Here is an 18,165-nt window from a genome sequence, read left to right as displayed (position 1 = left end):
AGGAATGCCTGAAGGAAATCCGAGACCCTTTAAAATGGCAAATGGAGGCAGTACGAGGATGAGCGAATCAGGCAATCCGATCGGGACACGACCTTGCTGGCTTGTCGGTGCCGCTTATGGCGGCAATGATGACCAAATGTCCCGTTTCCTGTCGGAGGGGATATGGGAAACCGGGTACGAGAATAAATATGCCGATGCGGTTCGGTCGATGCAGCCCGGGGATCGAATCGCCATCAAGGCGACCTATACGCGCAAGCAGGGCCTCCCATTCGACAACAAGGGCCAGAGCGTATCGGTCATGGCGATCAAGGCCGTCGGCACCGTAACCGGAAACCTTGATGACGGGAAACGGGTCAAGGTGGACTGGAAGAAACTGGATCCGGTCCGTGAATGGTATTTTTTCACTTATCAGAAAACCTTGTGGCGGGTCCTGCCTGACACCTGGATGCGCGAAGCATTGATCGCATTCGCATTTGACGGGAAACCGCAGGATATCCAGCGGTTCTGCAATTCGCCCGGATGGGTGGCGAGGTTCGGTACGGTCACAACCGACCGAAAGCCGTTCGCGTGGACCCGATTCTATGAGGCCGTCGCCGACAAACTTCTCGCTTTCCGTGAAGACAGGGGTCGCTTGGTAGAAGGAATCCGCGAGATATCATCCCGAATCGACGTCCTTGGTTACCTGAAGGAAGACCATTTCGCGGACAGCACCTCCGGATTTGTCAGGGACATCTGTCCGTTCACGGCCATGGGGCTTTTCAACCGGGGAATTACGGTTGCCAACCGAAAGGCGGTTGCAGCGGAACTCGCCAGGTTTCTTGGGGTGGAAGAGCCGGTACCAGAATCGTTCGACGGGGTGCCCCTCCTCAACAATCTGAAATCCTGGTATTTTCCGTTTGAAGCGGACCGCACATCGGACCACATCGATTCCTTGTGGAACGTATTTGCGACGGCGATTCGGTTTGCCGAGTCCGACGACGACGCGATCCAGCAGGAATTTCTCGATGCATTCGACGATGCCAACGGCCGTCCGGGCGTGGGGTGGAACCTGACATTCGGTCTGTTCTGGACCAGGCCATGGTATTTCCCGAGTCTCGACGCCAATTCGAGAAATTATCTGTCGAATTCTCTCCGTGTTCCGATCGACCTGAGCGGTGCCAAGGGGCGTTGTGGCGCAAAGGATTACCTTGCATTGAAAGAGGCGATGGAAGCGCACTTCCAGGAGCCTTCTTACCCCGTTCATTCGTTTCCCGAATTGTCCCGGGAGTCATGGCTTTACAAGTCCCCGGCAGGAAAGGAAGACGAAATCGAAGTCGATGATCCTGATGATGTGATCGGCGACGCGTCCCGGGAAAAACCGCCTATTGTTCCGTACGCAGTCGATGACATTCTGAAAGAAGGCTGCTTTCTTGGTAGAGAGGAAATCGAGGGGCTTCTGGGGCGGTTGCGGTCCAGAAAAAACCTGATTCTCCAAGGGCCGCCCGGCACCGGGAAGAGCTGGCTTGCCAAGCGTCTCGCCTATGCGTTGATGGGGGAAAAGGACGACAGCAAGGTGCGTGCGGTCCAGTTTCATCCCAACCTGTCCTACGAGGACTTCGTGCGAGGGTGGCGGCCGACAGGGGACGGCAGACTGGCGCTGGCGGATGGCGTTTTCATGGAAGCCATCAATGCGGCGTTAAGATCTCCGACATCGATCTTTGTTGTTGTGATCGAGGAGTTCAACCGGGGGAATCCCGCGCAGATATTCGGTGAGTTGTTGACGGTCCTGGAGGCCGGCAAACGGACGCCGAACGAGGCATTGGAGCTGTGTTATCCGGATGCGGACGGGAAGCGCCGCCCGATTCACGTGCCGGAAAACCTCTACCTGATCGGCACGATGAACATTGCCGACCGTTCGCTTGCGCTGGTCGATCTGGCGTTGCGGCGGCGGTTTGCCTTCGTCGGACTTGAGCCGAAACTCGGCGAGACCTGGCGAGAATGGGTCGTGAAGGAGCGCAACGTCGATCAGGAACTTGCGAAAGGAATAGAAGGTCGCATCAAGACCCTCAATGACCAGATCGGGGGCGATCCCCGCCTTGGGAAACAGTTCCGGATCGGCCACAGCTATGTGACTCCGGCCTATCGTCTGGAGGAAGGGGATACGCTGGAATGGTTCCGGCAGGTCGTCCGGACCGAAATCGGTCCCTTGCTCGAAGAATACTGGTTTGACTCACCCGAAGATGCGGCGAAGGCATCAGAGAAACTGCTCCACGAGTGGTGATGAATTTGTTGGTCTCAGATCGAGTGATGCCTGCGGACGGGAACGCGACGGGATTTGTCGGCCGTATCCCGGTTCGCAATCTGTGGCTCCTCATGTTTTACGCTTCCGACCTGTTCAAAACCTGCGGGTTTGGAAAGGGCGGGGTGGAAGATGTACCGGACGATCTGCCCGATCTCGTCGCCGAGATCCTTGCTCACCTGGTCGAGAATCGCCTGCGTCGACATCTTGGTTTGGGATACCGTTCCCGCCAAGCGACGCTGAGTCGGGTTCGGGGGCGGATCGACGTGTTGGATACCGAACGCCGCCAGTTGCTCTCCCGGGGACTGATCGCATGCCGGTTCGATGAACTGACGAACGATACTCCCCGCAACCGGTTCGTCCGCCTGGCACTGGAGCGGATATCAAGGATTGTGAAGGCTTCAACGATTCGCCACCGGTGCCGATCCCTTGCGGGAACCATGAAGGCAATGGGGGTATCCGGCAATCCGCCCACTCGTGCCGAGATCAGCCGGGACCGCATTGGACGAAACGATGCGGACGACCGGTTCATCGTTGCCGCCGCGAGACTCGCCTACGATCTCCTGCTGCCTGTCGAGGATGGGGATACGAACAGTCTATCCCTCCCGAACCGGGATGAAGCGTGGGTCCGGCTTCTCTTCGAAAAGGCGGTTGGGGGACTTTATGCGGCCGCCCTGGGGGCTGAGGGTTGGAATGTCCGTTGTGGGAAGACGCTAGACTGGGACGTCGAGAAGAAGACCCCCGGGATCGATCGAATCCTTCCATCGATGCGGACCGATATCATCCTGGATCACGTCGAGTCCGGACGCAGGATCGTAATCGATACCAAATTCACTTCGATCGTGACCAAGGGCTGGTATCGGGAGGAATCGCTGCGAAGCGGTTACTTGTATCAAATATACGCATATCTGCGATCCCAGGTCGGACGTGGAGATTCCATGGCCGATCACGCCGGCGGATTGCTGCTCCATCCCTCGGTAGGGGAAATGGTCGATGAAACCGCGGTCATTCAGGGGCACGACATCCGGTTCGCGACGGTGGATCTTACAGCCTCGGCTGCAGATATTCGTTCCCGGCTGCTCGTGTATGCGGTATGACCTTCCAGCGTCTTACCGGGTGGCCCCCGATTCCATGTGATAAAGGGTGTGATAAAAGACTGCGGCCCTTCCCGGGATCGACTCGGAAAGGGCCGCAAGTGGTTGAAAAGAGTGGTGGGCGCTACAGGATTTGAACCTGTGACTTCCACCGTGTGAAGGTGGCACTCTACCGCTGAGTTAAGCGCCCGAAAAACGAAGGACCATTTTACCCCGGCGGCGCGCCGGTACAAGCGAAAAGTACGGGGAACCCGCCGCATCCGCTAACGGAAGCGAGGGCATCCGCTAAAAAGCGGCCTGCAGGCCGACGTACGGGCCCTTGATCTTGAGCGCGGCCTTGAAGTCGTTGTCGTCATACTTCAGGTCGATCGCCCGGTAGCCGCCCTGCACCTTGATGAAGGGGAACGGCGAGAACGAGGCGTAGATCTCGCCTTCGTAGAGGTGCTTGCCCGAATAGGCGATGCCCGCCGCCTTCCCGTCGACTCGGATCCAGTCGCCGAGGAACCCGATGCCGGCCTGGGCGCCCACCATCGGTATCGGCGCACTGAAATCCTTCTTTGCCGATGCGGGATTCGTCAGGTCCGTGATCTCGACCGAGCCGTCGACGTATTTCACCTTGGCCAGCAGCCCGACATAGACGTTGGCGAGCACCGGGATCTCGGGACGGAGGAGGTCGACGCCGATCTCGCCGTCGATCGACTTCAGGTCGAGCTTCGAGTGGACCCGTTCATTGGCGGTAAAAGGCTGCCCGTTGAACCGGAAACTGCGCGAAAGGGTCGAATCGCCGGTGAGATTCAAGGGCGTGTAGCCGGCGCGGACCTTGAATCGGCCGAGCCGGGCGAACGCCTCGCCCACCGCGAAGTTCTTGTTCTCGACGCCGAGGTCGTCCTTGACGTTGAACACGTTGTCGCTGAGGCCGCCGGTCAGCGTTTCGACCGTCCCGGTCATCTTGGGAAACCAGTAGTAGGCGCGGGCGCCGACGTCGAAGCCGGGACCTGCGAAGGCGGGGGCTGCGAACAGCAGCATGGCGAGCGCCAGGGCGGGAAGCAGTGCGGTGCGTTTCATCGGGTTTGTTCTCCTTCTGCTATAATTTCTTTCCGCATCGAGACGGAAGCGGATGGGGCGCTGGTGGCCTCCCCGGACTTCAAATCCGGTCGGTCGGCGGAAACGCTGATGGTGGGTTCGATTCCCGCACGCTTCCGCCATTTACCTACTCTTCGGCATTTTCGCCCGCCGACTTTACCCCCCGGATCGAGAAGCGGCATCCGCAATAATCCTGCCGATAAATGCCGAGGCGGGTGGTCGTGCGGACACTGTCGTTGTAGCCGTCGTTCTTGCCCATGTCGGCGTCGATGAAGGCGACGCCGGCGCGCTCGCCCTCCTCGCGCCCGATCGGGTTGACCATCCGGGCGCTCTTCAAGCGGCTGACGGTCAACACGCTGGCGAAGGCGTCGAATCCTCCTTCGAGCGCGACCTCGGCGGTACGGCGCAGCCGGAGCCGCACGCACGCCTCGCACCGCTTCCCGCGCTCCTTCTCGTGCTCCATGCCGCGCACCGCGGCCTCCCAGTCGGCCTCTCGACCTCCCTCGACGCGCAGGGGAAAGGGGATGCCCTCCTGCAGCTTCCGCGTGGCCTCCAGACGCTTCGCATATTCCGCGTCGGGATGGATGTTCGGATTGAAGAAGTAGCCGGTGACATCGAACCGCTCGGCCTGAAGCGCAGGGACCCCGTGGGCGGCGTCGGGCGCGCAGCAGATGTGGAGCAGGACGGACATCCCGGCGGGATAGGGGCGGAGCAGCTTCATCGTCGTGCGAATCCTTCCTTCGGTGCGGCTGTCATATAATCAACAGATTAACAAACAGGTGGCCCATGGTGCTCAATATCCTTCTGTTCGCTGCGACCTTCATCACGACGCTCCTTTCCGGGGCGTTGATGTCGAACGTCGACATCCTGCGTCATCCCGAGCAGATCGCGCTCGGACTCCAGTTCTCCCTGCCGTTGCTCGCCATCCTCGGCGTCCACGAGATGGGCCATTATGTCGCGGGGAGGCTGCACCGCGTCGACGTGACGCTGCCCTATTTCATCCCGTTCCTCCCGATCCCGCCCAATCCCGGAACGATGGGGGCGGTCATCAAGATCCGCTCGCCGTTCCCGACGCGCAACGCCCTGATGGACATCGGGGCGGCCGGTCCGCTCGCGGGCGCGGCGGTCGCCATTCCCGTGCTCCTGTTCGGCCTGACGCTGTCGCACGTCCGGCAACTGTCCGGGCTGGGAGGCGAGCATTTCCAGCTGGGGGAGCCGCTGATCCTGAAGGCGGCGATCCGCGCCGTGTTCGGGGTGCTGCCGGTGGGCCAGGACGTCGTGCTTCACCCGGTGGCGTACGCCGGATGGATCGGTCTGCTCGTCACCATGCTCAACCTGATCCCGTCGGGGCAGCTTGACGGCGGCCACATCGCCTACGCGATGTTCGGCGGCCGATACTCGGAGACGGCCCGCCTGATCCCCTACGCCCTGCTGCTCATGGGGCTCGTCAACCCGTCCTGGTTCGTCTGGGCGATGATCCTCTTCATCATCGGCACACGGCACCCCGCGCCGATGTTCGACGACGTGCCGTTGTCGCGGGGGCGCAAGGCGATCGGGGCGCTCTCGCTCCTCCTCTTCATCCTTACCTTCTCGCCCAACCCGATCTCTTGACGCTCCTCGCGCGCCTCCGACCTTACGTCGCGCGACACGCCGCCGCGATCATACTCAGCGCGGCGGGACTAGTGGCCGCGGCCGTCTGCGGGGTTTTCATCCCGTGGCTGATCCGGGACGCGATCGACGGGCTGGCGATGCCGGACGGGGCGTCCCGCCTACGCCGGACCGTCTCGCTCATCCTGCTGCTGGCGCTGGGACACGCCCTTCTGCGCTGGCTCTCCCGGCGCGGCCTGCTCGTGTCCGCCAAGCGGATCGAGCAGGCGCTCCGGGGCGACGTCTTCGCGCACGTGGCGCGCCTGCCGCTTTCCTTCTTCTCACGGGTGCCGACGGGCGACGTCATGTCGCGGCTGACGAACGATCTCTCGTCGATCTGGCTCTTCATGGGCCCCGGCGTCTTGATGCTGACGGGGACGGTCGTCTCCTGGTTGCTCTCGATCGTCTTCATGTTCCGCATCAGCGTGTCGCTGACGCTCGCCGCGCTGGCCGCGGCGCCTTTCGTGGTGCTGGCCTCGCGGGAATACGGCCGGCGCTTCCACCGACTGCATCGCGAGAGCCAGCAGTCGCTTTCGGCGATGAACGAGGCGCTGCACGAGGACATCTCCGGCATCCGGCTCGTCAAGGCGTACGGCCTCGAACGGGAGATGGCGGCGCGGATCGACGTCGCCACTCGCGACTACTACGGGCGGAACATCTCGCTCTCCCGGACGTCGGCGACGTTCCACGCCCTGATCGGCCTGATCTCGGGGCTGGCGGTCGCCTTCGTGCTCCTGCTGGCGGGCCGCCAGGTGATCCTCGGGGGGCTGACGACGGGCGGCTTTGTGGCGTTCAACGCCTATCTGGCCATGCTTTCCTTCCCGACGATGGCGCTCGGCTGGGTCATCAACCTGTTCCAGCGCGGGGCGGCGGCGATGGGGCGGCTCGGGGAATACCTGGACCAGCCGACCGAGCCCGCCGAGCCCGCCGATGACGCCGATGACGCCGGCGCCGGCGAGGCGCCCGCGCGGGGCGACGGGGGCGAGGCGCCGTTGGTCGAGGTCCGCGGGCTCTCTTTCTCCTACGGGGCGGGCGAGCGCGGCGAGGTGCTGCGCGACGTGACGTTTTCCATCCGGAAGGGGGAGGTCACGGGGCTCGTCGGCCGCACCGGCAGCGGGAAGAGCACGCTGCTGTCGCTGCTGCTCCGCCTCCAGCCGGCCCCGGCGGGCACCATCTTCTTCAAGGGCCGCGACGTAGACGCGGCGCCGCTCGGGGAGCTTCGCCGCACGATATCCCTGGTGGGGCAGGACCCGTTCCTCTTCTCCGACTCGATCCTCGAGAACGTCTGCTACGGGGTGCCGGAGGCCGACCGGGCCGTGGCGGAGGCGGCCATCGGGCATGCCCGCATCGCGGACGAGATCGCAGCGATGCCCCACGGCCTCGACACGGTCATCGGCGAGCGCGGCATCTCGCTGTCCGGGGGGCAGAAGCAGCGCGTGACCATCGCCCGCGCCCTCTGCACCGGCGCCGAGCTCCTGCTGCTCGACGACGCCCTGTCCGCGGTCGACGCCGAGACCGAGCGCGCCATCTTCCGCGAGCTGATGGAGGCGCGCGGCGGCCGGACGATCCTGTTCAGCACGCACCGAATGGCGTCGCTCGCCCGGTGCGACAAGATCCTGGTGCTCGAAGCCGGACGGATCGTCGAGCAGGGCACCCACGATGAGCTGCTCGCGCGGGGGGGCGTCTATTGCCGGCTCCACGCCCGGCAGTCGCTGGCCACCGAGCTCGAGGCGGCGACATGAGCGGCAGCCGCGATTTCTTTCTCGACGACCGGGGCGACGACGCGAAGCCGGATCTCGCGCTGCTGCGCCGCCTCCTTCCGTTCCTCGCGCCGCACAAGGGGCTGGTGGCCTTCGCGCTCCTCGCGCTCGCGCTGGGGACCGCCTGCCAGCTCGCGGGACCCTGGCTCATCCGGCTGATGGTCGACCGCCACCTGACCCCCCGGGTCTTCTCCGGCGCCTGGCCGCTGGTCGCCGCCTACCTCGCCGCGCTCGCCGGCGCAAACCTGTTCGTCGCCCTCCAGATGCTCGCGGTCTCGGTGCTCGGCCAGCGCGTGATCCTCGCGATCCGCCGGCAGATGGTCGAGCGGCTCCAGACGCTTCCCGTCGCCTTCTTCGACCACACGCCGACAGGACGGCTGATGACGCGGGTCACCTCCGACGTCGAGGCACTGCAGGAGCTGATCTCGTCCGGCCTCGTCTCGACGTTCGGCGACGCGGCGCTCCTCCTGGGCACGGCCGGGATGCTGCTCTGGCTCAATCTTCGGCTCGCCCTGGTCACCTTCGCGATGCTTCCCGTCCTGCTCCTCTTCGTCTCGCTGCTGAAAAAATCGATCCGGGATGCGAATCGCGAGGTGCGCCGCCGGCTGGCCCATCTCAACGCTTTCCTCCAGGAGCACGTCTCCGGCATCGCGGTCGTCAAATCGTTCGGCGCCGAGGGGAAGGCGATCCGGGCGTTCGGCGTGCGAAACGACGCGTACGCCGCCGAGTCGGTCCGGCTGACCCAGTACTATTCGGTCTACTTCCCCGGCGTCGAGCTGCTGGCCTCCGTGACGGTCGCGCTGCTTTTGTGGCAGGGGGGCGGGCGGATCCTGGCCGGGGCGATCACGCTGGGGACACTGGTGGCCTTCCTCGAATACGCGCGCCGCTTCTTTGACCCCCTGAAGGACATGAGCGACAAATACAACATCCTCCAGACCGCGCTGTCGGCGTGCGAGCGGATCTTCCGGGTTCTCGACGGCGCGCCGTCGCCCGAATACCTCGCGGACGCCGAGGCCGCCGCGCCCCCGCCTGCCCCGGAAGGCGCCGTCCCCGCCGTCCCCGCCGTTCGGGCACCCGCGGTCGAGTTCCGCGGCGTCTGGTTCTCATACGGCGGGGAGCCGGTGCTGCGCGACGTCTCCTTCGCCATCGGCGAAGGGGAGACGGGGGCGATCGTCGGGGCGACCGGGGCGGGCAAGACGACGATCCTCGCGCTGCTGATCCGCCTCTACGAGCTCGACCGGGGCACGATCCTCCTCTACGGACGCGACATCCGGCAGATCCCGCGGGAGACGCTGCGCCGCACCTTCGCACTCGTGCAACAAGACCCGTTCCTGTTCTCCGGCACCGTGATCGACAACATCCGGGCGGGCGGGGAGGCGGTCGACAACGCCCTGGCCGCGACCGGCGTGGCCGAGTTCGCGGCCGCCTGGCCGAAGGGACTGGACACGCCCGTCGGCGAACGGGGCGGTTCCCTGTCGGTGGGGCAGCGGCAACTGGTCGCCTTCGCCCGGGCACTGGCGCGCGACCCGCGGGTTCTCCTCCTCGACGAAGCCACCTCGAGCGTCGACCCGGTCACCGAAGGCGCGCTGCAGCGGGCGCTCGACCGGCTGCGCAGCGGCCGCACCGCGCTGGTCGTCGCCCATCGGCTCGCGACCGTTCTATCCGCCGACCGGATCGTCGTCCTCCACAAGGGGAAGGTGCGCGAGACCGGGACCCACGCCGAACTGATCGCCGCTGGCGGCATCTACGCAAGGCTCCACGCCCTCCAGTTCGGCGAATCCTGACCGCCCCATGCGATTCCCCGCCCGCTTCGAAATCGGTTTGGCGGTTGTTTCGCGTCTGATATAGTTGAGGTTTCCACTTCAATATCGATTCTGGATACGGGGGGCATCATGGGTCAGCAGACGGTGGTCGAGACGAATCTGTCGGGGATGAAGCTGCTCGGGCGCGGCAAGGTGCGCGACATCTACGAGGTCGACGGGAAAATGCTCCTGGTCGCCTCCGACCGGTTGTCGGCGTTCGACGTCATCCTGCCGGACGGCATCCCGTACAAAGGCGAGGTACTCACGCGCATCTCGGCATTCTGGTTCGGCAAGCTGGCCTCGATCGTCCCCAACCACATGCTTTCGATCGACCCCTCCGAATATCCCGAGGCCGCCCGTGCCCACGCTGCCGTCCTTACCGGGCGCTCGATGCTGTGCCGGAGGGCGAATGCGCTGCCGGTCGAGTGCGTCGTCCGCGGCTACCTGTCGGGCTCCGGCTGGAACGAATACAAGGCGAAGGGCGAGGTCTGCGGCGTGAAGCTTCCCGCGGGGCTGGTCGAGTCCTCGAAGCTGCCCGAGCCGATCTTCACCCCCTCCACCAAGGAAGAAGCGGGTTCGCACGACGAGAACATCACGTTCGAGCGGATGAAGCAGATCATCGATCCGGCGCTTGCCGAAAAGGTCCGCAGCACCGCGATCGCGCTTTACCAGGCCGCGGCCGACTTTGCGCTGACCAAGGGAATCATCATCGCCGATACCAAGTTCGAGTTCGGCATCTTCGAGGGGCAACTCATTCTCATTGACGAAGCGCTCACGCCCGACTCCTCCCGCTTCTGGCCCGCGGCCGGCTATGCGGCGGGCGGCCCGCAGCCCAGCTTCGACAAGCAGTTCGTCCGCGACTACCTGCTCACGCTTCCATGGGACAAGACCGCGCCGGGGCCTTCGCTGCCCGCCGACGTGATCGAAAAGACGTCGCTCAAGTACCGCGAGGCGCTGACGATCCTCTCCGGCACCGACGTGTCATGAGCGGTCCGCGCCCCTTCCGCAAGATCTTCATCGCGAACCGGGGCGAGATCGCCTGCCGGTCGATCCGGCCGTGCCGCGAGCTCGGCATCCAGGCGGTCGTCGGATACTCCGATTGCGATGCGCTTTCCCTTCACGTGCGGCTGGCCGACGAGGCTGTTCGCCTTGGCCCCTCCCCGGCGGCGCTGAGCTACCTCGACATCGACACGGTGCTGCGCGCCGCGAAAGACACCGATTGCGACGCGGTGTTCCCCGGCTACGGCTTCCTGGCCGAGAACCCCGACTTCGCCGAGGCGGTCGAGAAGGAAGGGCTCGTCTTCATCGGGCCGTCGGCCCGCGTCATGCGCATCCTGGGCGACAAGATCGCCGCGCGGCGTGCGCTGGCCTCCTCCGGCGTTCCGGTGACGCCCGGCATCGAGGACGTGTCCGGCCCCGAAGAGGTGATCGCCTTCGCCGAGAAGGTAGGGTGGCCCGTCATCATCAAGGCGTCGGCGGGCGGCGGCGGGAAGGGGATGCAGAAGGTCTATTTCGCCGAAGAGGTCGCCGAGAAGCTCGAAACGGCGAAATCCGTCGCCCTCAAGGCGTTCGGCAAGGACACCGTCTTCGTCGAGAAATACATCGAGGGCGGGCGCCACATCGAGTTCCAGTTCCTCGCCGACCGGTACGGCAACGTCGTCCACCTGGGCGAGCGCGAGTGCTCCATCCAGCGCCGCCACCAAAAGCTGATCGAGGAAGCGCCGAGCTCGCTGCTTACGCCTGAGGAGCGGGCTCGCGTCGGCGCGATCGTCGTCAAGGCGATGAAGGACATCGGCTACGAGACGGCGGGCACGATGGAGTTCCTCGTCGACCACACGGGCCAGTTCTACGTGCTCGAGGTCAACACGCGCATCCAGGTCGAGCACACGGTCACCGAGATGATCAGCGGTTTCGACATCATCCGCACCATGTTCCGCATGGCCGCGGGCGAGCGGCTGTCCATGACGCAGGACAGCGTCATCCTCCGGGGACACGCGATCCAGTGCCGCGTCAATGCCGAGGACCCCAAGAAAGACTTCGCCCCCTCCTTCGGCAAGGTCAGCTTCCTCAGGCAGGTTTCCGGCCCCTTCGTCCGGTCCGAGATGGGCATCTACCAGGGATGGGAGATCCCCCCCTACTATGACTCGCTGATCGCCAAGATCTGCTCGGTGGGCAAGGACCGGATCACGGCCATCCAGCGGATGCGGCGCGCGCTGCGCGAATTCGAGATCTGGGGCGTTCGCACCACGATCCCGCTGCTCAAGAAGATCATGGACAACCCGAAGTTCGTCGCGGGCGACATCCACACCGGCTTCGTCGAGGAAAATATCGCCGGCCTCACCGAATACGAGGACGTCGAGGAGCAGATCTTCAAGGTCGCCAAGTTTGTTGCGCAGGTTTCCGGACTCGGCCGCAACATCTACGCGGGTTGATCACATGGGCCGGGGGGAAGGGATGAGGGGGAGCGTGCGCAGGAAAGACCCGAAGAAGATCCTCAAGGGGCTTCGGGACGGCAAGGAGATCTGCTTCACGCAGACCGGCCCGCGAGATACGGGCCAAAGCGATTTCAAGAATCGCTTCACCCTGTTCGACCTCCGCAAGCTGATCCCGCTCTACGACGCCGCGGGCTATTTCTCGCTCGAGGTCCACGGCGGCGCCCGCCTCCATCAAGACCTGATGAACAACCTGATCGACCCGTTCGAGGAGGCGCGCCTCTGGTCCGAGGAAGCGCCCCGGTCGCTCACGCAGACCCTCATCCGCTCCACCAACTTGTGGGGCTACCGGATGTACCCGCGCAACGTCATCCAGCTTGCCGTCCGCGCCTTCCTGCCCACGATCGACGTGTGGCGCTGCTTCGACTTCCTCAACTACATCCCCAACATGGCCCTGATCGCCGAAGAGGTGATGGGGGGCGGCAGGATCTTCGAGCCGGCCATCTCGTTCACCGAATCGCCCGAGTGCTCCGACGCCTACTACCTTCGCGTGACCGACGAGATCGTCGACCTGTGCGGCGGGACCGACCAGATCATCCTGTGCATCAAGGACATGGCGGGCGTCGCGACGCCGTCCCGAATCGCGCGGCTGGTCGACGCGATCCTCCAGCGCTATCCGGGGCTCGTCCTCCAGTACCACCGGCACGCGACCGACGGGCTCGCGATCCCGGCCATGGCGGCCGCGGCGCAGGCGGGCGTCAAGCTGTTCGACGTGACCGACGACGGCTTCTCCCGCTTCTACGGCCACCCGCCGGTCCTTCCTCTGGCCCGCTATTTGCGCGACCTCGGCTTCACCGTGCGGCTCGACACCCCGCTGGCCGAGAAGGCGTCCGAGGTGATCCACGGCTTCATCCGCCACTACGAGCGGTTCGAATCGCAGTTCAAGGGGTTCTCGAGCGACGTCGTCCGGCACCGGATGCCCGGCGGCGCCTTCCCGTCGTCGTTCGAGCAGGCCGAGAAGGGGGGCTTCCTCGACCTGATGCCGCACATCCTCAAGGGGATGGCGTACGGCAACCGGATCATCAAGTACTTCGACGTGACGCCCGGTTCCCAGATCACCTGGACCACGTGGGCCTCGATCGTTCAGCGGCTCAACAAGGACGGCGGCGAGCCGGCGATCCGCAAGCTGTTTGGCATCCTCGAGCGCTACTTCGAGGGCGGCGAACGGCTCGAGGCGTTGTCGCAGGCCGACGAGAACGTGCTGCTGCGGCTTTACTCCGGCGCCACCGACGACCTCAAGAACCTGCTGCTGGGCAAGTACGGCCCGCTTCCTTTCGGGTGGCCGAAGGACTGGGTCTACCGGAGCGCGTTCGGCGACGAATGGGAAGACCGCGTGGCAGCCGAGCGGCTCAACGCGTCGCCGTTGTCCATGCTCCCGGACGACGATCTCGCCCGGTCGCGCGAGACGATGGAGCTCGAGCTCGGTCGCCCGGCCACCGACGAAGAGTTCGTCCTCCACACCCAGCATCCCAAGGCGACCGTCGACTTCCTGCGGTTCCGCGCTACCTATGGCGACACGACCGTCCTCCCGACGCCGGTCTGGCTCAACGGGCTGCGCGAGCCGGGCGACGCGATCGAGCTCGATCTCGAGGGGCGGCCGCACGTCATCAAGCTGGTCTCGATCGGCGAGGGGATCGGCGGCGTTAAACACGTCGTCCTGTCGGTCGACAACATCATGCACGTCTTCCCGGTCGACCTGCCCGAATCGCTCTCGTCGAAGAAGGTGGTCCGGAAAGCGGCCCCGTCGAACCGGGGCGAGATCGGCGCCACGGTCACGGGCAACGTCTGGCGCATCGGCACGAAGGATCGCGCCCTCAAGCCGGGCGACCACGTCCGCAAGGGCGAAGAGATCATGAACATCGAAGTGATGAAGACCGAAAACGCCGTCAAGGCACCCATCGCAGGCATCCTCCAGGAGATCGCGGTCGGCTTGAACGACCGGGTCGAAGAAGGGCAATTGCTCGCAGCGATCGGGCCGGAAGGCGAATGACCATTCTGATGACGCGGACGGGAGGGTTCGACATGCGACGCATGACAACGGTGCTGCTGACGCTCGTTCTGACGGCCGGGATCGCGCAGGCGGCTCCACGAGACCTGATTGGCAAGAAGGCGCCGGCGGTGGCCGGGAAGCAGCCCTCGGGCGCTCCGATCTCGCTCGACGCCTACACGGGGAAGGTGCCGGTCATCCTCACTTTCTGGTCGATCTACTGCAAGTCGTGCACCGAGGAAATGGCCGCCCTCCAGAAGCTTTCCGACAAGTACGGCACCGGAAAGATGGCGGTCGTGGCCGTCAACGAGGACGGCGATGTGGGGCTCGTCCGGGTGCGCGCCTTCATCGAGCGGTTCTCGGCGGCCGAGGGGGGGAAGCTGACGCTGCCCATCCTGTTCGACGAAAAGGGCGAGGTGTTCCAAAGGCTCGGCATCCTCCACATGCCCACGCTCATCTATATCGACAAGGACGGCGTCGTGCGCGAGGTGATCGAGGGATTCGACAACGGGCGTGAGTTGTCGGTCCTGAGCGCCATCGAGAAGTTGGTCGTCTCGGCTTCCCCGGTGCCGCTGAAGGAAGTCGAGTCCGAAGCGGTCTTCGACTTCGACGCCGTCTCCTCGATCTGCGGCAAGTACCGCAACGGCAAGTGGTATCAGCCGCTCGACCTCGACGAGTCGCGTCCCGAGGCGCTGGCGCGGGCACGCACCCAGGGCGAGGACTACCTTCGGCGCGAGGCGATCCGCCGCGCGCTGATCCGCCTCGGCGTGACGCTCAACGGCGAGGAGCGGGCGCCCACCTGCTACGTCCGGTACGGGCTCGAGTTGCGCACGCCGCAATATCGCCGAGACGCGCTCGACCAGTTCATCGACCGGCTCAACCTGCCGAGGGTGCTCGAAGTGGTCAACCAGGAAACGATCGAGCGCGACCGGGACATGCAGCTTTATCGCCGCATCAAGATCGCGCTTCCCGCGATCCGGGAACAACTCGACGCCGACGGCTTCACGATCGCGAAATCGACGTTGCGCATCCGCTTCGCCGCCGCCACCCAGATCGAGGAGAAGACGTTCATCGAATCGCTCACCAACGACTTCCCCTACCTGTCGTCCATCCGCGCCGACCGTTCGACCACGCGCGACCGCGCCGAATATGTGCTCGTCTCCCACGCGGCGCCGGCGAAGGTGGTCGAGTCGCTGAAAACCCTCAACGTCGGCCCCCGGAAGCTGTCCGTCGACCTGCTCCCGGGCGACATCGTCGAGGTGTCCATGTGGCGCTAACGCCCGAGGCGCTGCTCCGGCATCTCAGGCAAACACTCCTCCCCGCGCACCGCGACGATGCGGTTCCCGGGGGACTCCGGTCGGCGGCCGTCCTTGTTCCGCTGCGCGTCGTCTCGGGCGAGCTGCGCATCGTGCTGGCCCGCCGGACCGAGGCGGTCCCGCACCACAAGGGGCAGATCTGTTTCCCCGGCGGGAGCCGCGAGCCCTCCGATCCCGACCTGTGCGCCGCGGCGCTGCGCGAGGCCCACGAGGAGATGGGCATCCGCCCCGAGCAGGCCGACCTGCTGGGAGCGATGTTTCCGGTCCCGACCGTTACAGGCTTCTTCATCCAGCCCATCGTCGCCCTCATCCCGCCCGAGACGCGCTTCCGGCTCGCGCCGTTCGAGATGGCCGAGGCGTTCGACGCCCCGCTGTCGCACTTCGGGCGGTTCGACCTCTATCGGTCCGCGCCCGGCGATTTTATGGACGAGCCCGGCCGGGTCTGGTTCCTCGACTACGGGCCTCACACCATCTGGGGGGCGACCGCCAGGATCCTGCGCGATCTGGCCGAGATCGTCGCCGCGTTCCCCGCCGGCTGAGCGGCGCCGTCGCCTTCCCGATTTGACACCCCGTTCGAATCCCGGCTAGAATGAAAAGTTACGATTGATATCGCGAGGTTAACGGGATCAAGATGCCCCAGTCGAAGAAGCCCGGCGCGGTCGGGCTGGTGAAAAGGCAGTTCTTCACGTTCTGCGAACCTCCCCACGAGATGGCGCTCGAGGGTGGGGGACGGCTGGGCCCCATCACGCTTGCCTACGAGACCTACGGCCGCCTCAATCGAGAAAAGAGCAACGCCATCCTGATCCAGCACGCCCTGACCGGCGATTCGCACGCGGCGGGGCTCTACCATGCCGACGACCCGAAGCCGGGCTGGTGGGACCACCTCATCGGCCCCGGCCGGCCGGTCGACACCGACCGCTATTTCGTCATCTGCTCCAACGTCATCGGCGGCTGCCAGGGCAGCACGGGGCCGGCGTCGATCAATCCGGCCATCGGCAAGCCGTACGGGCTCACGTTCCCGGTCATCACCGTCAACGACATGGTCCGGGCGCAGGCGCAGCTGATCGACCACCTGGGAATCGACCGGCTGCTCGCCGTCCTGGGCGGCTCCATGGGTGGGATGCAGGCGCTCGTCTGGTCGGTGCTGTTCCCCGACCGTGTCGCGGCCGCGATTCCGATCGCCACGACCTCCAAGCATTCCCCGCAGCAGATCGCCTTCAACCAGGTCGGACGCGCGGCCATCATGGCCGACCCCCACTTCAACGGAGGCGACTACTACGGAGGCGAGCTTCCCCGCAGCGGGCTGTCGCTCGCGCGCATGGTGGGGCACATCACCTACCGGTCCGATGAGGCGATGCACGAGCGGTTCGGTCGCAAGCTGCGGGGCAAGAAGGCGCTGGGATACAACTTCGGCATCGACTTCGAGGTCGAGAGCTTCCTCCACTATCAGGGCGATGCGTTCGTCGAGCGGTTCGACGCCAACGCCTACCTCTACACGACCAAGGCGATCGACTATTTCGACCTGTCGATGCCGAGCGGCTCCCTGACCGCCGAGCTGGCGCGGGCGAAGTGCAAGTTCCTGGTGATCTCCTTCACCTCCGACTGGCTCTATCCGCCCTACCAGTCCAAGGAGATCGTCAAGTCGCTGCTGATCAACGGGATCGACGCCACTTATTGCGAGATCGAGTCCAGCTTCGGCCACGACTCGTTCCTGCTCCCGGGCGAGATGGATTCGATCATCGGCAACTACCTGGCCAACCTCGCCGTCGCCGGCGGGGTCAAGGCGCCGGCCGCCTCGTGAACCCGCTGACCCGCATCGACCACAGCGTCATCCTGGGGCTGATCCCGCAAGCCACCCACGTGCTCGACCTGGGGTGCGGCGACGGATCGCTGCTAGACAAGCTCGTCAAGGAGCGGGGCGTCCGCGGGCTCGGCATCGAAATCGACGACGCCGGCGTGCGCGACTGCATCGCAAAGGGGCTCCCCGTGCTGCAGGGCGACATCGACGAAGGGCTGCGCGATTTCCCCGATGCCTCTTTCGATTATGTCCTGCTCAACCAGACCATCCAGGCGGCCAAGAAGCCGGCGGTCGTCCTCCAGGAGATGCTTCGGGTCGGCAGGAAGGTGATCGTCGGTTTTCCGAACTTCGCCTACTGGCGCATGCGCTGGTACCTGCTCACGAAGGGTCGCATGCCCCGGACCGATTTCCTCAACTACGAGTGGTACGACACGCCCAACATCCACTTCTGCTCGATCCGCGACTTCGACCGCTATTGCGAGAAGACCGACATCGTCGTCGAGAAGCGGATCTTCCTCTCGACCGGCATCCGGGGGGGCAAGGTCTACGGCGGCTCGCACCCCAACCTGTTCGCCGAGAATGCGGTCTACCTGCTATCTGCGCCCACGGCCGGGACCAAGAAAGTAGGTTGATTTTCCCCCGGGCGTTGGGGTAATATCCAAAGTTCCCATGGTGTGGGGCTGTAGCTCAGCTGGGAGAGCGCCTGAATGGCATTCAGGAGGCCGACGGTTCGATCCCGTTCAGCTCCACCAGAAATTCCGACCCCTTGCAGAGCGATCTGCGAGGGGTTTTTTTCTTTGTGCTGTTCGTTGGGCTCTTTATTATTGATGAAGTCATGATGCACCAAGATCGGGGTGGACCGATCAAGTGGAGCAGGTCGATGGAACTGTCGGATCTCGGGTTCGATG

Annotated in this window: 14 protein-coding genes and 3 tRNA genes; 14 read left to right on the top strand and 3 right to left on the bottom strand. The window is 64.7% G+C overall.

The window, feature by feature from the left end:
- Window positions 1–58: 58 nt before the first annotated feature.
- Both VGK27_09720 and mcrC read left to right on the top strand, forming a co-directional pair.
- The gene (locus tag VGK27_09720; GenBank protein HEY3490380.1) at window positions 59–2,260 is read left to right on the top strand and encodes an AAA family ATPase; all 2,202 of its coding nucleotides are present in this window, start codon (window positions 59–61) and stop codon (window positions 2,258–2,260) included.
- Window positions 2,260–3,375: a 5-methylcytosine-specific restriction endonuclease system specificity protein McrC gene (mcrC, locus tag VGK27_09715; protein HEY3490379.1), complete on the top strand. Its 1,116-nt coding sequence runs from the start codon at window positions 2,260–2,262 to the stop codon at window positions 3,373–3,375. The genes VGK27_09720 and mcrC overlap by 1 nt, the downstream gene beginning before the upstream one ends.
- Window positions 3,376–3,487: 112 nt before the next feature.
- Here mcrC and VGK27_09710 read toward each other — a convergent pair.
- A tRNA-Val gene (locus VGK27_09710) sits at window positions 3,488–3,562 on the bottom strand.
- 95 nt (window positions 3,563–3,657) lie between these two features.
- The gene (locus tag VGK27_09705) at window positions 3,658–4,437 is read right to left on the bottom strand and encodes a hypothetical protein (GenBank protein ID HEY3490378.1); all 780 of its coding nucleotides are present in this window, start codon (window positions 4,435–4,437) and stop codon (window positions 3,658–3,660) included.
- A 44-nt stretch (window positions 4,438–4,481) separates the two neighbouring features.
- On the opposite strand from VGK27_09705, the gene VGK27_09700 reads away from it, so the two are divergent.
- A tRNA-Sec gene (locus VGK27_09700) sits at window positions 4,482–4,577 on the top strand.
- Window positions 4,578–4,582: 5 nt separating this feature from the next.
- On the opposite strand, the gene VGK27_09695 is transcribed toward VGK27_09700, so the two are convergent.
- A complete protein-coding gene (locus VGK27_09695) occupies window positions 4,583–5,176 on the bottom strand; it encodes an epoxyqueuosine reductase QueH (GenBank protein ID HEY3490377.1) in 594 nt (197 codons plus the stop codon).
- A gap of 65 nt (window positions 5,177–5,241) precedes the next feature.
- On the opposite strand from VGK27_09695, the gene VGK27_09690 reads away from it, so the two are divergent.
- The 11 genes from VGK27_09690 to VGK27_09640 all read left to right on the top strand — a co-directional run bounded on the left by VGK27_09690 (window position 5,242) and on the right by VGK27_09640 (window position 18,009).
- On the top strand, window positions 5,242–6,066 hold the full coding sequence (locus VGK27_09690) for a site-2 protease family protein (protein HEY3490376.1): 825 nt from the start codon (window positions 5,242–5,244) through the stop codon (window positions 6,064–6,066).
- Entirely contained in the window at window positions 6,063–7,844 is a 1,782-nt protein-coding gene (locus VGK27_09685) for an ABC transporter ATP-binding protein (protein ID HEY3490375.1), read from the top strand. Before VGK27_09690 ends, VGK27_09685 begins: the two co-directional genes overlap by 4 nt.
- Window positions 7,841–9,646, top strand: coding sequence for an ABC transporter ATP-binding protein (locus VGK27_09680; protein HEY3490374.1), 1,806 nt, complete (start codon window positions 7,841–7,843; stop codon window positions 9,644–9,646). The genes VGK27_09685 and VGK27_09680 overlap by 4 nt, the downstream gene beginning before the upstream one ends.
- Before the next feature lie 108 nt (window positions 9,647–9,754).
- Entirely contained in the window at window positions 9,755–10,651 is an 897-nt protein-coding gene (locus VGK27_09675; GenBank protein HEY3490373.1) for a phosphoribosylaminoimidazolesuccinocarboxamide synthase, read from the top strand.
- On the top strand, window positions 10,648–12,096 hold the full coding sequence (locus VGK27_09670) for an acetyl-CoA carboxylase biotin carboxylase subunit (protein ID HEY3490372.1): 1,449 nt from the start codon (window positions 10,648–10,650) through the stop codon (window positions 12,094–12,096). The genes VGK27_09675 and VGK27_09670 overlap by 4 nt, the downstream gene beginning before the upstream one ends.
- 34 nt (window positions 12,097–12,130) lie before the next feature.
- Complete coding sequence (locus VGK27_09665) at window positions 12,131–14,146, top strand: biotin/lipoyl-containing protein (GenBank protein HEY3490371.1); 2,016 nt, start codon at window positions 12,131–12,133, stop codon at window positions 14,144–14,146.
- Window positions 14,147–14,178: 32 nt separating this feature from the next.
- Window positions 14,179–15,420, top strand: a complete 1,242-nt coding sequence (locus VGK27_09660; protein HEY3490370.1) for a TlpA disulfide reductase family protein — start codon at window positions 14,179–14,181, stop codon at window positions 15,418–15,420.
- On the top strand, window positions 15,411–15,998 hold the full coding sequence (locus VGK27_09655; protein HEY3490369.1) for a CoA pyrophosphatase: 588 nt from the start codon (window positions 15,411–15,413) through the stop codon (window positions 15,996–15,998). Before VGK27_09660 ends, VGK27_09655 begins: the two co-directional genes overlap by 10 nt.
- Window positions 15,999–16,090: 92 nt before the next feature.
- Entirely contained in the window at window positions 16,091–17,260 is a 1,170-nt protein-coding gene (locus VGK27_09650) for a homoserine O-acetyltransferase (GenBank protein ID HEY3490368.1), read from the top strand.
- Window positions 17,257–17,889 carry a methionine biosynthesis protein MetW gene (gene metW / locus VGK27_09645; protein HEY3490367.1) on the top strand — a complete coding sequence of 211 codons (633 nt, stop codon included), beginning with the start codon at window positions 17,257–17,259 and terminating at the stop codon, window positions 17,887–17,889. The genes VGK27_09650 and metW overlap by 4 nt, the downstream gene beginning before the upstream one ends.
- Window positions 17,890–17,933: 44 nt before the next feature.
- Window positions 17,934–18,009 (top strand) — tRNA-Ala (locus VGK27_09640).
- Window positions 18,010–18,165 lie beyond the last annotated feature (156 nt).

The sequence above is a fragment of the Candidatus Deferrimicrobiaceae bacterium genome (assembly GCA_036504035.1).
In the GTDB taxonomy this organism is placed as follows: domain Bacteria; phylum Desulfobacterota; class Deferrimicrobia; order Deferrimicrobiales; family Deferrimicrobiaceae; genus JANXPS01.
The sequence above is the reverse complement of the archived record's forward strand: the minus strand, read 5'-3'. Positions and strand labels throughout refer to the sequence as shown.